Source organism: Paenibacillus sp. Soil787 (assembly GCF_001429545.1).
Classification (GTDB): Bacteria; Bacillota; Bacilli; order Paenibacillales; family NBRC-103111; genus Paenibacillus_E.
Genome location: NZ_LMSP01000011.1, coordinates 38301 through 54475 on the forward strand (window position 1 = coordinate 38301; position 16175 = coordinate 54475).

Annotated in this window: 9 protein-coding genes; all 9 read left to right on the forward strand. The window is 40.9% G+C overall.

The window, feature by feature from the left end:
- Positions 1–280 precede the first annotated feature (280 nt).
- Positions 281–2055 (forward strand): S-layer homology domain-containing protein (locus ASG93_RS37160; protein ID WP_414858860.1); only part of this gene is annotated, 1775 nt, incomplete at its 3' end.
- A 1063-nt stretch (positions 2056–3118) separates the two neighbouring features.
- The gene (locus ASG93_RS12050; RefSeq protein ID WP_156410879.1) at positions 3119–3412 is read left to right on the forward strand and encodes a hypothetical protein; all 294 of its coding nucleotides are present in this window, start codon (positions 3119–3121) and stop codon (positions 3410–3412) included.
- Positions 3413–3714: 302 nt separating this feature from the next.
- The gene (locus ASG93_RS12055) at positions 3715–6666 is read left to right on the forward strand and encodes an S-layer homology domain-containing protein (protein WP_056832191.1); all 2952 of its coding nucleotides are present in this window, start codon (positions 3715–3717) and stop codon (positions 6664–6666) included.
- Between the two features lie 325 nt (positions 6667–6991).
- A complete protein-coding gene (locus tag ASG93_RS12060; RefSeq protein ID WP_056832193.1) occupies positions 6992–10180 on the forward strand; it encodes an S-layer homology domain-containing protein in 3189 nt (1062 codons plus the stop codon).
- Positions 10181–10237: 57 nt separating this feature from the next.
- On the forward strand, positions 10238–10780 hold the full coding sequence (locus ASG93_RS12065) for a hypothetical protein (RefSeq protein ID WP_056832195.1): 543 nt from the start codon (positions 10238–10240) through the stop codon (positions 10778–10780).
- A 203-nt stretch (positions 10781–10983) separates the two neighbouring features.
- Positions 10984–11256 carry an alpha/beta-type small acid-soluble spore protein gene (locus ASG93_RS12070; RefSeq protein ID WP_029194931.1) on the forward strand — a complete coding sequence of 91 codons (273 nt, stop codon included), beginning with the start codon at positions 10984–10986 and terminating at the stop codon, positions 11254–11256.
- Between the two features lie 332 nt (positions 11257–11588).
- The gene (gene metK / locus ASG93_RS12075) at positions 11589–12794 is read left to right on the forward strand and encodes a methionine adenosyltransferase (RefSeq protein WP_056832197.1); all 1206 of its coding nucleotides are present in this window, start codon (positions 11589–11591) and stop codon (positions 12792–12794) included.
- A 218-nt stretch (positions 12795–13012) separates the two neighbouring features.
- Positions 13013–13288, forward strand: coding sequence for a hypothetical protein (locus ASG93_RS12080; protein ID WP_056832199.1), 276 nt, complete (start codon positions 13013–13015; stop codon positions 13286–13288).
- Positions 13289–13489: 201 nt separating this feature from the next.
- Entirely contained in the window at positions 13490–16093 is a 2604-nt protein-coding gene (locus ASG93_RS12085; RefSeq protein ID WP_056832201.1) for a stalk domain-containing protein, read from the forward strand.
- Positions 16094–16175: the final 82 nt, after the last annotated feature.

The following is a 16175-nucleotide window of genomic DNA, read 5'->3' on the forward strand; positions in this document are numbered from 1 at the left end:
ATAACAAAAAAACTTTCATAATATTAGGAGGAAACAAACCTTTATGAAGAAAACACTATCCGTAGTTCTTACATCCGCTATGGCTCTTTCCATGTTCTCGTCCTTAGCATTCGCTAAAACGTCTGCTGACTTTACAGACTTGAAAGACCTGGATGCAGCAACAAAAGCGAAGTTCGATGCGATGATCACTGCTGGTATTTTTGACGGCGTGACTGACACAACTTTCGGTCTGAAAGACGAAATGAACCGTGCACAATTTGCGAAAGTAGCGGCATTGATCATGGGTCTGGAAGTAAACAAAGACTTGAAAACATCGACGTTCACTGACGTTAGTGTAACCGATGCAGCAAATGGTTATGCACTTCCTTACATCGAAGCTTTGAAAACTGCAGGCGTTACGGATGGCTATGCTGAAGGTCAATACAACCCAGCTGGTAAAGTAACAAAAGAACAACTAGCTACTTTCTTGGTTCGTGTTCTTGGTCAAGACGCAGCAGCTAAAGGCAAAACAGGTACAGACACAACGGTTTCTGGTTGGGCACAAGGCTATGTCGCTTTGGCACTTGAACTGAAACTTCTTTCCAATGGCACAGACGGTAAATTTGGCGGTATGGCTAACGCAACTCGCGATCTTCTAGTGAGCGGCGCATACGAAGCGAAACAACAATACGTACCAGCTGGTAAAGTATCTGTAACTGAAGCGAAAGCAACTGGCGTATACCAAGTAACTGTATCTTTTAACAAACCAGTCGATACGACTAAAGCAACAATCGCTTTAACAAAAGGAACTGCAAACATTGCAACTTCTGTCAAATTTGCTGATGATAAAAAATCCGCTGTATTGACATTGACTGATGTTAAAGTAAGCGAAGGCAACTACACAGCAACGCTTTCCGGTTTAGATTCAGCTGGCGTTGATAAAACAACCGCAACATTTACAGCTGAAAATGAAAAAGTTACAAAACTTAGCTTTGTAAATGCAAGTGATAAAATTGCTAAATCAGCTAAAGTAATTGTAAAAGTAAAAGCAGAAAACCAATATGGTGAAAATGCTTCAATTAATGGTGGCAGCTATACGGCATATGTAGCGGGCGCTTCTCAAACATTGACTAGAAATGAAGATACAGGTTTGCTAGAGCTTACACTTGACACAAGTAATAAGCAATCCGAAATTGATGTTATTCCTGTGAATGTGTTCTTAACAAACTCTTCTGTATCTGTACAAAAAACATTGAAAGTTGGAACTGAACCTTACGTAACAAAAGTTGAGTTAGGTACAGTGAAATACCCAACTGGTAAAACGACGCTTTCGAGCAAAGGTGACGTTGCAGAAATCGAAATCACTCGTTACGATCAGTACGGTGATGTAATCCCTGAAGGTGCAATTGTTGCGACCCGTACGGCTTATGATGCAGTTATCACGCCTTACAGCTTTGATGCTCTTAAACTTGCAACTGGCGATTATGATACTGTGAAAATCAGCTTGGATAAAGAAGTTGAAAAAGCAGGAGAGTACACAGCAACGATCTATGTTGGTTCTGCAAGTGCAACAGTAACGGTAAAAACAGAATCTTCAAAAGTAGCTAACAAAGTTGAGTTTGGTTCACTTAATGGCGTATTGGCACATGGCGATACAAACAAATACATCCCGATCGTTGCTTATGATGCGAATGGGAACAAATTAAGTGCACAAGACATTGCTGATCAAGCAGCAGCAAAAAGATTCTCCCTTTCCGTTTCCGGCGCAACAGTTGCAACTGGTAACAACGGAAATAATGCGATTGTACAAACAGGCGAGCATAAAGGACAAATCAAACTTGATTCGATCGATGCTTCCGCGAACAGCGTAGTATTCATGAACCTGGGTATTTATTCTGCTAATGTTCAAAACAATGCTCAACAAAGCTTTACAATTCAAGAAGCTCGTAAACCAGAAACATTGGTTCTTGATGGTAGCAAGCCAGCTCAACAAGCACTTGCTGGTGCTACAACGACAGTAAAATGGTTTGCAAAAGACCAAATGGATACCTACTTTTGGCAAGTCCTGACGGACTTNGTTCAAAACAATGCTCAACAAAGCTTTACAATTCAAGAAGCTCGTAAACCAGAAACATTGGTTCTTGATGGTAGCAAGCCAGCTCAACAAGCACTTGCTGGTGCTACAACGACAGTAAAATGGTTTGCAAAAGACCAATATGGTGAGAAATTAGGTAAAACAATTGCAGACTACRATGGCGATTACAAAGTAGTTGTAACTGTTACAGGTAGTGACTTTGCAAACTTCACAGGTCTCGGTTCAACCGTTAACCAAGCAACACCAAAAACGTATGAGTTCACAGCAACTCACCTTGAAGATTTGAACAGCAAAGGTCTTACATTTACAGCCGTAGGCGCAGGAACAGCTAAAGTTGAAGCGAAGCTAATACAAAACCCTGGTAAAACCCACCTTCGGGTGGTCTTTTTCNAGCAACACCAAAAACGTATGAGTTCACAGCAACTCACCTTGAAGATTTGAACAGCAAAGGTCTTACATTTACAGCCGTAGGCGCAGGAACAGCTAAAGTAGAAGCTAAACTGATCCAAAACCCAGGTGCTGCGAACGAAAGCACACTGAAAACAGTGGATAGCTCCATGGAAGTTGTTGCRGATAGCACAGAGTTAACGTATAGCATCAATCCAGTAAGTGACCTATATGCAACACTTGATAGTGGTKTAGTTAAAGATGCTGAGAAGCTTTTGGCACCAGCAACGGAGTGGGCATTCAACGGAAGTCTTGGAAGAAAAGTAGAAATTACAGCGAAGAACACATCTGGAGAAGCAGTAGCAATCCCGGCAGGTCGTGTAATCAGTGCTTCCTCTTCAGATCAAAATGTTGCAAAAGTAGCACAAAGCAATGGTGACATCGTGGTAGTAGGTAATAAAGCTGGTAAAGCGACTATCACAGTCGTATACAAACTAGCTAATGGTTCAACAAAAGACGAAACAGTTGCAGTTAATGTAAAGGCAGATCAAGTTGTTGCTGCAGCAGTAACAGCAGATGGATCTAACGACATTACAATGCCGACTGTAACACCAGTAACGGTAGCTGCACACACATTGTTGCCAAGCTTGAAAATCGTTGACAGCAGATGGATCTAACGACATTACAATGCCGACTGTAACACCAGTAACGGTAGCTGCACACACATTGTTGCCAAGCTTGAAAATCGTTGACAACTACGGCGTTGAGTACACAGACGCTGAGTTGGTAAGATACGCAGATCTACTTGGTGTTCAATATGTAGTAACAGATGTTAAAGGTGGAACAGTAACAGTTAATGCTGACCGCACAATTACGATTGGAACAGGCGTGACTGAGTTTAACATCAAGGCTATTGCAAATGGCAAGTCCGTTACGACTTTGGTTAACTAATACAAGATATAGAAAAACAGAGGAGACCCGCGAGGGTCTTCTTTGTTTTGTGAGTCTATTTGAAGTAAATTTCGAGCATGATTTGAAGGATTTATAATGATCAAATAGAGATTTTCAGTATATTTTAAGTTAACTTTTAGCTGAAATTCAGCTTCTATACATACTTATTTTACAAATTGATAGTAATCTTATATTTGTCTGGGAGGTAATTATACATTAGAAAGAGAGTGATTCTTAAAAAGTTGTGTCTGAAAACTAGTTTTTAACAAAAACTTTATAAATATTAGGAGGAAACAAACCTTATGAAAAAAACACTATCCGTAGTTCTTACATCTGCAATGGCTCTTTCCATGTTCTCATCCCTAGCATTCGCTAAAACATCCGCTGACTTCACAGATTTGAAAGAACTCGACGCAGCAACACAGGCAAAATTTGATGCGATGATTTCCGCTGGTATCTTCGATGGCGTATCAGATACTACATTCGGTCTAAAAGATGAAATGAACCGCGCTCAATTCGCGAAAGTAGCAGCTTTGATCATGGGCCTTGATGTCAACAAAGACGTGCAAACCTCTTCTTTCACTGACGTTAGTGTAACCGACGCGGCCAATGGTTATGCACTTCCTTACATCGAAGCGCTGAAAACTGCAGGCGTCACTGATGGCTATGCAGAAGGTCAGTACAACCCGGCTGGTAAAGTAACGAAAGAACAACTGGCTACTTTCTTGGTTCGTGTTCTTGGACAAGATGCAGCAGCAAAAGGCAAAACAGGTACAGACACAACCGTTTCTGATTGGGCTCAAGGTTATGTCGCTTTGGCACTTGATCTGAAACTTCTTTCCAACGGCACTGACGGTAAATTCGGCGGTATGGCTAACGCAACTCGCGATCTTCTAGTAAGCGGCGCATACGAAGCAAAACAACAATATGTATCAGCGGGTAAAGTTTCTGTCACAGATGCGAAAGCAACGGGTGTACAACAAGTTACAGTAAACTTTAACAAACCAATAGATACAACAAAAGCAACATTAGCTCTAACAAAAGGTACTGCTGATATCGCGACAACGGTAAAATTTGCTGATGACAAGAAATCTGCTGAACTAACTTTAACTGATGTAAAAGTAAGCGAAGGCAGTTACACAGCAACACTTTCCGGTTTAGATGCAGCTGGCGTTGATAAAACAACAGCAACATTTACAGCTGAAAATGAAAAAGTTACAAAACTTAGCTTTGTAAATGCAAGTGATAAAATTGCTAAATCAGCTAAAGTCATAGTAAAAGTAAAAGCAGAAAATCAGTATGGGGAAAATGCTACAATTAATGGCGGCAGCTATACGGCTTATGTAGCCGGCGCTTCGCAATCTTTAACTAGAAACGAAGATACAGGTTTGCTAGAGCTTACACTTGACACAAGTGCTAAGCAATCCGAAATTGATGTTATTCCTGTGAATGTGTTCTTAACAAACTCTTCTGTATCTGTACAAAAAACATTAAAAGTGGGCACGGAGCCTTATGTAACGAAAGTAGAATTAGGCACAGTGAAGTATCCAACTGGTAAAACAGCACTTTCAAGCACTGGCGATGTGGCAGAGATTGGAATAACTCGTTATGATCAGTACGGTGATATAATTCCTGAAACAGCAATTCCGACTAACCGTACTGATTATAATTCAATAATTACGCCGTATAGTTTTGATGCGCTTAAATTGGTAACAGGCGACTACGATACAGTAAAAATCAGCTTGGATAAAGCAGTTGAGAAAGCAGGAGACTACACAGTAACGATTTATGTAGGTTCTGCAAGTGCGACTACGACAGTAAAAGCCGAATCATCCAAAATAGCAAATAAAGTAGAGTTTGATTCATTCTCAGGCGTGTTGGCACACGGTGACACCAACAAATACATTCCTATCATTGCTTATGATGCGAATGGGAACAAATTAAGTGCACAAGATATCGCTGATCAAGCTGCAGCAAAAAGATTCACCATTTCGATATCTGGTGCAACAGCAGCAACAGGAAATAACGGAAATGACGCGATTGTCCAATCGGGTGAGCACAAAGGTCAAATCAAATTGGATTCCATCGATGCCTCTGCGAACAGTATTGTATTCATGAACTTAGGTATCTACTCTGCTAACGTTCAAAACAACGCACAACAAAGCTTTACAATTCAAGAAGCACGTAAACCTGAAACCATCGTACTTGATGGTGACAATCCAGCACAAAAAGCGCTTGCTGGTGCAACAACAACAGTTAAATGGTTTGTTAAAGACCAATATGGTGAAAAATTAGATAAAACGATTGCTGATTACGATGGAGATTACAAAGTATTAGTAACGGTAACGGGTTCAACGTACGCTGATTTCACAGGACTAGGCTCAACAAACCTAACACAAGCAGCTGATAAGACTTATGACTTCACAGCCACACATTTAGAGGATTTCAACAGCAATGATCTGAAATTCACGGCTCTAACTGCAGGAACAGCTAAAGTAGAAGCGAAACTGATTCAAAACCCAGGTACTGCAAATGAAAGCATACTTAAAACGATTGACAGTTCTATGGAAGTAGTTGCCAATAATACTGAGTTAACTTACAGTTTGAAACCAGTAAGTGACTTATATGCAACACTTGATAGTGGCGTGGTTGCGGCTGGTGAGAAGCTCATGACACCAGCTAGTGAGTGGGTATTCAACGGAAGTCTTGGAAGAAAAGTTGAGATTACAGCGAAGAATACATCTGGAGATGAAGTGGCGATACCAGCAGGTCGTGTAGTAAGTGCAGCTTCTTCCGATCAAAACGTCGCACAGATAGCACAAAATGGTGGAGATGTCGTTGTTATAGGTAACAAAGCAGGTAAAGCAACAATTACAGTTGTTTACACATTAGCTGATGGATCTGCAAAAGATGAAACAATCAATGTTAACGTAAAAGCAGATCAAGTGGTTACAGCAGCTATAACAGCAGATGGTAATAACGATATTACAACACCGACTGTAGGAACGACAACGATAGATGCATATAAATTGTTGCCAAACCTTAAAATTGTTGATAACTATGGTGTGGAGTACACAGATACTGAATTAAACAGATATGCAGATCTACTTGGTATCCAATATGTAGTGACTGATGTTAAAGGCGGAACGGTGACAGTAAATGCTGATCACACAATTACAATCAGCGCAGGCGTAATAGAATTCAACGTTAAAGCAATTTCGAACGGCAAAACAGTTACTACATTTGTTAACTAATTAAAGAAATACTGAAGATAAAGAGGGCCCGCAAGGGTCTTCTTTTTTTATATTAAACAATTTTTTTGAAATTCTTTTTTAAAAGCGCAACTTTTTTGCGAGACACGCGTTTAATACTTTGAAAACAAAAACAAATCATTTCCTATTTCTAAAAATGTATTTTTAAAAATAATTCTTTACGAGGCAATTCGACCACTGTATAATATACATTGGTGTGACTGTCTATATTTTCTAACTAGTTTACTAGTTTCCGCGTGGCAATGTTGTGTCACAAGCGAACTTAGTTATATAATGCTCTAACTCTGGGAAGGGGGTGAACTAAACAATGAGTAAATCGAGCTCAAATATTGTTAGATTCAACCTAAAAAATAAAACCAAAGATATTCAAGGAGGAGAAAAAAAGGTTATGAAAAAAAGTTTAAAAGTAATCGCAACTGCAACAATGGCATTCTCCATGTTTGCTTCGGTGGCAATGGCTGCTGAAACAACTAGCACTACTACTACTCCTACAGCTACTACAACAGCAACAACAGTTAAGACTTCCAAGGATTTTAAAGATCTTGCTGGTTTAGATGCAACTGTACTTGCTAAAATCGATGCTATGCTTGCAAAAAAATACTTCGAAGGTACAGCAGATGATTCCTTTGGAATCAAAGAAAACATGACTCGCGCACAATTCGCGAAAGTTCTTGTTTTGGTTGCTGGCATCAAAGTTGACGATACTGTTAAAACTTCCAGCTTTGAAGATGTTAAAGCTGACGATAAAGCTAACGGTTGGGCAATTCCTTTCATCGAAGCTGCTAAAAAAGCTGGTCTAGTTGATGGTAAAACAGACAAAACTTTTGACCCGGGCGCAAACGTAACTCTTGGTGAGTTCGCTACTGCACTTGTTAAAGGTCTTGGAATTAAACCAGATACTACAGGTACTCCTTGGTACGCTGACGCTGTTAAACAAGCAGTTGATAAGAAATTGCTTCCAGAAGGTACTGATGGTTCCAAATTCGCTACTCGTGCTGATCTAGTAGTTGGCGCGTTCACAGCTGATGCAGCTATCTCATCAATGGGTAAAGTATCCGTAACTGAAGCTAAAGCTACAGGCGTTAAAACAGTTACAGTAACTTTCAATAAAGCAGTTGATGACAAAAAAGCTACTCTGGCTCTGACAAAAGGAACTATTGCCGTAGCGTCCACAGCTAAATTTGCTGATGATAAGAAATCTGCTATTCTGACTTTGACTGACGTTAAAGTAAGCGAAGGCAGCTACACTGTAACTCTTGCTGGACTTGATGCAGCTAACGTTGATAAAACAACTGCAACATTTACTGCTGAAACAGAAAAAGTTACAAAACTTAGCTTTGTAAATGCAAGCGACAAAATCGCTAAATCCAAAAGCGTGACTATAAGAATCAAAGCTGAAAACCAATACGGCGAAGTTGCTAGTATCAATGGTGGTAGCTACACAGCATACGTTCTTGGTGAATCCAAAAGCGTTACAAGAAACGAAGATACAGGATTGCTTGAAATTAAACTGAACACTCAGTGGAAAAATAAGGCGGCTGGTGCTACTGGAGTTTCAGGTACTGATGCTGAATACCAATCCGAGCTTGATGTTCTTCCAATTAACGTCTTCTTGACTAATACATCTGTATCTGTTCAAAAAACATACAAAATTGGAACTGAGCCAATCGTTTCCAAAATTGAACTTGGAGCTGCAAAATATCCTAATGTTAAAACTTCTTTAACAGAAGCTGGTGATTATGCAGAATTCGCACTTTCGCGCTTTGACCAATATGGCGATGTAGTAGATGAAGGTGCTGTCGATGCAGCGCGCACTAACTACGATGCTATTATTACACCTTATAGCTTTGATGCACTTTCTGTTAAGAAACCAGCAGCTGGTGGCGCTTATGATAAAGTTAGAATCACTTTAGATAAAAACACAGAAAAAACTGGTGATTACACGGCGACTGTATATGTAGGAGCTAGTAGTGCGACAGCTACTATCAAAGTAGAGTCCACAAAAGTAGCTAACAAAGTTGAATTCGGTAGCTTTACTGGCGTGTTGGCAGAAGGTGACGGAGTTAAATATCTTCCTATCGTAGCTTATGATGCTGCTGGAAATAAATTGTCTGCTTCTGATATTGCTTCCAATGCAAATAGCAATAGATTTGCTATTTCAGTATCTGGGGCTACTATTCCTGCGGACGGTGGCGCAATCAACGGTGGATCCGATACTTATAAGAACGGTAATGCTGCAATTGTTCAATCTGGTGAACATAAAGGTCAATTACAACTTAATGGTGTAACTGCTACAGCTAACAGTGTTGTATTTGTAAACGTTGGTATCTACTCTGCAAATGTTCAAAACAATGCACAACAAAGCTTTACAGTTCAAACTACTCGTAAACCAGAAACAATTGTTTTAGATGGTGACAAACCAGCACAAAAAGGTATCGCAACAGCTGCCACAACTGTGAAATGGTTTGTAAAAGACCAATACGGTGAGAAATTGGCTAATACAATTGCTGCTTACCAATCAGATTATAAAGTAACAGTAACAGTATCAGATAGCACATATGCTACTTATACTGATGGTACTCATAATTATAATCTTGCTGGCGATCAAACATTTGATGTAACTGCAGCTAATTTTGGAACTGATTTTAACAGTAAAGGTCTTGTACTTACAGCTGGAAATACACCAGGTACTACTAAAGTTAAAGCACAATTGATTCAACTTAAAGATTCCAACCATGCACTACTTTCCTCGCCAAATGTTTTGAAAACTATCGATAGTTCTTTGACAGTTGTTCCAAACGCAGACCTTACTTACAGCGTAAATGCAATTAAGGATCTATATGCAACTTTGGATAGCTCTTTGATACCTGCATCTGATAAATTGCTAACAACAACTGGTGCTACAGATGTAGATGGCGATGGAACTGTTGACTGGGCATTCAATAGCAGTTTGGGTAGAGGCCTTGGTATTTCCGCAAAAGACAAATCTGGAGATGCGGTTGCTCTTCCAGGTGGAAGAATTGTAAGTGCAAGTTCTTCTAACCAAGATGTTGCTAAAACAATTCAAAACGGTAATGAAGTTACTGTTATTGGGAACAAAGCAGGTAAAGCTTCTATTACTGTAGTTTACACTACTAATGGTGGTTCAACTGCTGATGCAACTCTTGATGTTAACGTTAAGGCAGATCAAGTTGTAGCTAGCACAATTTCTGCTGATGCAACAACCTCAACAGCTTGGGCAGTTAATACAGCTCCTAAAGCATCTGTACTTCTTTCAGGCTTAAAAGTAGTTGATAACTATGGTGTTGAATACACAGGAAGCGAACTTGAGAAATATCGTACATTCTTAGGTCTGCAATATGTTGTATCTGATGTAAATACTGGTGGAACAGTAACTGTAGACAGTGCTGGCGTTGTTCATATTGGTGCTGGTGTTACTAGCTTTATAGTTAAAGCAATCGCTGGTGGTAAATCTGTATCAGTTATCGTTGACTAATAGTTAATAATAGAGAGGACCCTTTCGGGGGTCTTCTTTGTTTTTAAGGAGATTACAATGAATAGAAAAATATTATTTGGATTTTTGCTTATATTTTTAGTTAATGTAGAAATTGGTACATCCCAAGCTGAAGCCCCAGCCCCAGGCTCGTCCACCGACCCGGTGATCACAAAGAGCTACTTCGACCAGAACACCTTAAGCGAAGCAAAGGTGAAGGAGCTTGTCGCCTCCGCGATCGCGGCCAACGCTGGCACAGGCCAGCCTAGTGGGAGCAACGGAGGCACGGGCTCTTCCACGCCAGCGACAATGAAGGTTGTCCAATTGCAAAATGGACAAACGCTTTACGCCGGTGCTGGCGCCGAGTTTATCGTGCGAACAGGCAAGGTACTAGCCGTGAGCAACGATGAAAATGGCATCCCGGATGTTACGGGAGGCAAAGATCTTCCAGCGGGGACGGAAATCGCGCTGAACCATCTTTTGATCTTCCCGGTCGAAGGCCGTGGTATTAAGCCATCGCCTAAAAATACGGCGGACATCTTTGTCATGGTACGAGGAAGCTATTTATTATTGAATGCTGACGGAAGTAAGGTTGCTCAATAATGTTTTTAACGAATTTCAAAACTAAAATGTTTGTTTATCTGGTCTTTATTCAATAAAAGTCTTCTCCATAATTTTACCCAAACTGACAAGTTCTTATTCGGTTTGACATCAGGAATCTAGCCATACTAGTGATGTACTCACATCATCGGCGATTGCTTATGGAGTGTCGTAATCACAACAAAAACTCTAAGGAGGCGTTTGTTATGGCTAGAAACAATAATAAAGTGGTTCCTGAATCTAAAAAGGCATTGGATATTTTGAAGTATGAGATTGCTGCTGAATTAGGTTTGCCTGTTGGTAAGCAAATGTCGCTTCATGCGGATACGGAGTTTGCAACGGAATTGGGTTCGATTCCTTCTTCTTCCATGAAAGAAGACTACTGGGGACACATCTCATCGAGAGATGCAGGGGCAGTAGGAGGAACGATTACTAAAAGACTGATTCAGAAGGCAGAAGAAGCGCTATTTTCTTTATAGATTTTGAGGAATTATTCATAATTTCTTCACGGTTTGCTGCATTGACACTAGACGACAAATGACGTAAGATAACTAATTGAAGGTCAATTTTTAATTTAACCTTTTCCAATCGGGAAAGGTTCATTTTTTTGTTGTCTTTATACATGATTTACTGTTTGATTCTTATTTTTACCATTGCGGAATTCAAAGATCTTGTCAGCGCTTGAGCGCAAAAGAGGGATTCCGTTTGGCGTGAAAAGCTGCCGCTAAAGCCGGGCCCACTTTTTTTTCATATAGAGGCATCGTGTAGAAGCTTTTCAAACATACTAAATGATATTAGGAGGATGAATGATATGGCGCAAGTACGTGGACGTCGTTTATTTACATCCGAATCCGTAACAGAAGGTCATCCGGATAAAATTTGTGACCAAATTTCTGACTCGGTATTGGATGCATTTCTTGCCAATGATCCGAATGCTCGTGTAGCATGTGAGGTATCAGTAGCAACTGGATTGGTTTTGGTAATCGGTGAGATTACTTCAAGCTCTGAATATGTTGATATTCAAGCGATCGCTAGACAAACAATCAAGGAAATTGGTTACACGCGTGCGAAGTATGGTTTTGACTCCCAAACTTGTGCGGTTCTCGTTTCTTTGAATGAACAATCCCCTGACATTGCACAAGGTGTTAACAGAGCCCTTGAAGCAAGAGAAGGTTCGATGTCTGATGAGGAAATTGAAGCAATCGGTGCTGGTGACCAAGGTCTGATGTTCGGATTCGCGGTTAACGAGACGCCTGAACTTATGCCACTTCCAATCTCGATTTCTCACCAATTGGCTCGTCGTTTGACAGAAGTTCGTAAAGATGGAACTCTTCCATACCTGCGTCCTGACGGAAAAACTCAAGTAACGGTTGAGTATGTCGATGATAAACCAGTTCGTGTTGATGCAATTGTTGTATCTACACAGCATGGTGAAGAAGTTACGTTGGAGCAAATCCAAAAAGATATTAAAGAACATGTCATTAACCCAATCGTTCCGGCTCACTTGCTGGATGAGAATACAAACTATTTCATTAACCCGACTGGCCGTTTCGTTATTGGCGGACCTCAAGGGGATGCTGGTTTGACTGGTCGTAAAATCATCGTTGATACTTATGGTGGTTACGCTCGTCACGGCGGCGGCGCGTTCTCTGGTAAGGATCCAACGAAAGTTGACCGTTCCGGTGCGTACGCAGCACGTTATGTTGCGAAAAATATCGTAGCAGCTGGACTTGCTGAAAAATGTGAAGTTCAATTAGCTTACGCAATTGGTGTAGCTCGTCCAGTGTCCATCGCTGTTGATACTTTCGGTACAGGTAAAATTAGTGAAGAGAAGCTTGTTGAGCTGATTCACAATAACTTTGACCTACGTCCTGCGGGCATCATTAAAGAGCTTGATCTGCGTCGTCCAATCTACCGTCAAACAGCTGCTTATGGTCACTTCGGCCGTAATGATCTGGATGTTCCTTGGGAGCGTACAGATAAAGCTGAGTCTTTGAAAACTCAAGCATTGGTTTAAGTAAATAGATGGAAAAGAAGAGCTGTCCAATTAGGGCGGCTTTTCTGTGTTTTTGCGTTAATAAAAGAAAGAAAAACATTGATAATAAATGAGAACATTTGTTTGTGTTATTTCCTTTTATTTGATATAATATTTATATAGTCCGAAGATGCTCTAAGTTTGAGTATTATGGTATAATCATAAAACAGAATTAAGTAAATGGATCGGGAGTGATGATTTTGGATAATGACTTGAAAGAGGCACTAACCGCGTTACTTAAGGCTGAATTATCACCGGTATTTGAGAGATTGGATAGAATTGACGGTCGACTAGACGGAATCGACAATCGATTGGACAGATTGGAATTAGAACAAGCTCAAATTAAACAAGCTGTTCTGGAGACCAATGAAACAGTGAAGAGAATTGAAGTCATTCAAGAGCAGCAGCATAGGATTATCGAACTCTTATCTGCACGTTCCATTGAACATGAAGCTAAAATAAAACAAATCCTTTAATTAAAATATCAAGCATCTCAAGCAGAGAGCAGATCCAAGTAGGGTCGTGCTCTCTTTTTTTTGCTGGTTCGTGGTCATATTTTTGACGTATAAATACAACTTCTCTCAAATCGTAACTTTTTCCATAGTTTAAGAGTCTAATAGATATCCGAAAAGATAGAATACTAGACTTAGACTGAAAGAGGAGAGTGGAAAAGCAACATGATGGTACAGAAGCAAGTAGGAATGGGTGCGCTGGCTTGCGCATTGGTATGGCAATTGGTGGCGGGGACTACGGTAAACGCGGCAGGGCCGACGTTGACACTTAGTTCGCAGGAGACGATTACATCTGGTGCAATTATGAAGAATTACATTTGGACGACAACTAGAAGCAATAAGGACGTTTCGGTGATCGCCAATGTGGTAGAGGTTGATTTGACGAATCCGAACGTTAAGATAGACGCAATGGCTGGGACGAATAATCAGTTCACGAAGAACCAGAGTGTTCTGGGGATGGTGAAGGATACTGGTGCAGTGGCAGGTGTGAATGGAGATTTCTTCAATACACAAGCGGAAGGTGTTCCGGAAGGCGCGCAAATCACGAACGGTCAGGTGATGGCGACCCCGGCGAAAATATCTGGGCTTTATTCTTTTGCAATAACGAAGAGTAATCAACCGATAATTGATATTTTTGATTTTCAAGGTAAGGTGACGGCGAAGGACGGGACTTCTTTTGACCTTGGCGGTGTGAACAAAACGTATTATTGGGACGATAACGATGTTGCGATGATCGCAGACGGACTTTTCCTCTATACGAATGCTTGGGCTTTAACGCAGCGTGCGGTGGATGGAACGCATGTTCCGACAGAAGCGCTCATACAGAATGATGTAGTCAAGGAAATTGCCGTAGATACGAATATTAAAATGGTAGCTCCAGCAGATGGCTATATCCTTAGAGGCTCAGGCCTAGCCAGGGAGTTTATCGTAAATCACCTCAAAGTCGGAGATAAGATCACTACTAAATATGATATGGTTCCGCATGATGCGTCTAAGACGTATGATTGGAAGAATTTCAAAATGCTCATTGGCGGAAGCACACTGCTGGTGGATGAGGCGAAGCCGAGTTATTTTACACGCAATATTGGAGATTTCAGTGGCTACAGCCCACGTTCCCGAACGGCAATAGGCTACTCCAAAGATATGAAGACGGCTTATATCATTACTTCGGATCGCAGTGCAGGCAGTGCAGGGATGACGCTTCCAGAGCTACAGCAGTTTATGATTAGTGCTGGCGTTTGGAGAGGGATGGTTTTGGATGGCGGGGGATCGACACAGATGGTTTCAAGACCACTCGGGGATTATGATCCGAAGCTAGTTAATAAAACAGAGAATGGCAATCAGCGTTCCGTTGCAAATGGTGTGGGTGTGTATTCGACGGCACCGAAGGGAGAGTTGAAGGGACTTATTTTAAAGGGTCAAAATATTTTATTCATGAATGAATCCAGCACTTATCAATTTAAAGCTTATGATGATTATTATAATCCGATTTCCGTAGATGGTATTGTTCCACAGTGGAGTAGTTCCACGACGAATGGAGCGTTCAAAGATAATGTGTTTACACCGACATTGCCAGGTAAGACCCAAATCACAGCCAAGTCAGGCAAAGGTTCAGCATCCATGGACGTTGAGGTTGTCGGAAGAGATCAGATTACATCCATGAAATTTAACTCAGGAGCCTTTTCGGTTATAGAAGGTGGAGATTTCAAGCTGCCCATATCTGTAACGACTAGGAGTGGAGCAACACGTGAATTGCCTGCGGCATCAGCGACTTGGGAGCTAAGTGGGATTAAAGGGACGCTGAAAGACGGTATTCTTCATGTGGATAGCGCTTCGGGCTCTCAGGCTGCTCAAGTTATTGCGAGGTATGATGGTTATAGTACGATGGTTACCCTGCCTGTTGGCCAGGAAAAGGTTTGGTATGATCTAGATAATTTTGCGGTTATGACAACAGGCGATAAGTACCCGGCAGAGGTTGTTTCAGCCGTTAATATTGTTCCAACTAGTGGAAATAAGAGTCTGGAAATTTCTTATGATTTTACAAAAGGAACAGGTACTAAAGCAGCTTATGCTAGATTTAATGGGATGAATGGTGCTCAGATTGAAGGAGAACCGGAATTTATTACAGCCAAAGTGCTTGGTGATGGAAGCTTTAACTGGGTACGTGCGGAAATCATTGATGCAGATGGTAAGCTAAATTACGTGAGTTTCACTGAAAATATGAACTGGACAGGCTGGCGCAAGGTAACGGCTGATGTGTCCGACCTTAAATTCCCGATCAAGCTCAAGAGTGTATATGTCGCTAATCCCGCAAATGGGCAGGATGAAAGAGCTCTCAAAGGGAAAGTTAATATCGATGATATCTCTTTCATTTACGAAGGACAGCTACCCGCTCTTCCGAAAAATACGATAAAGCTGAATGTGTATAAGAAACAAGCGACATTGAATGATAAATCCTATACATTGGAACAGGCTCCGACGATTGTGAATGATAATACGTTGGTTCCGATTCGTTTCGTAACAGAAGCATTAGGCGGTAATGTGAAGTGGGATGACAAAGAGCGGAAGGTAACTGTTGTACGAGGCGATAAGCTTATTGATCTATGGATTGATAATGCTGATCTGTTTGTCAACGGGGATCGTGTGACGGCTGAAGTATCTCCTAAAATCATGAATAATGTGACGATGGTGCCTTTGCGACTCATTTCAGAGAGATTAGGCTTTAAAGTAGGCTGGGAACCCAAAAATTATGGGATTACGATCGAATAAATAGTGCTAGAAGTACACGGCAAATGGGTAAAACTATGATACAATATGGGGTAGACTAATTTCTAATATTGTTTTATAAAGG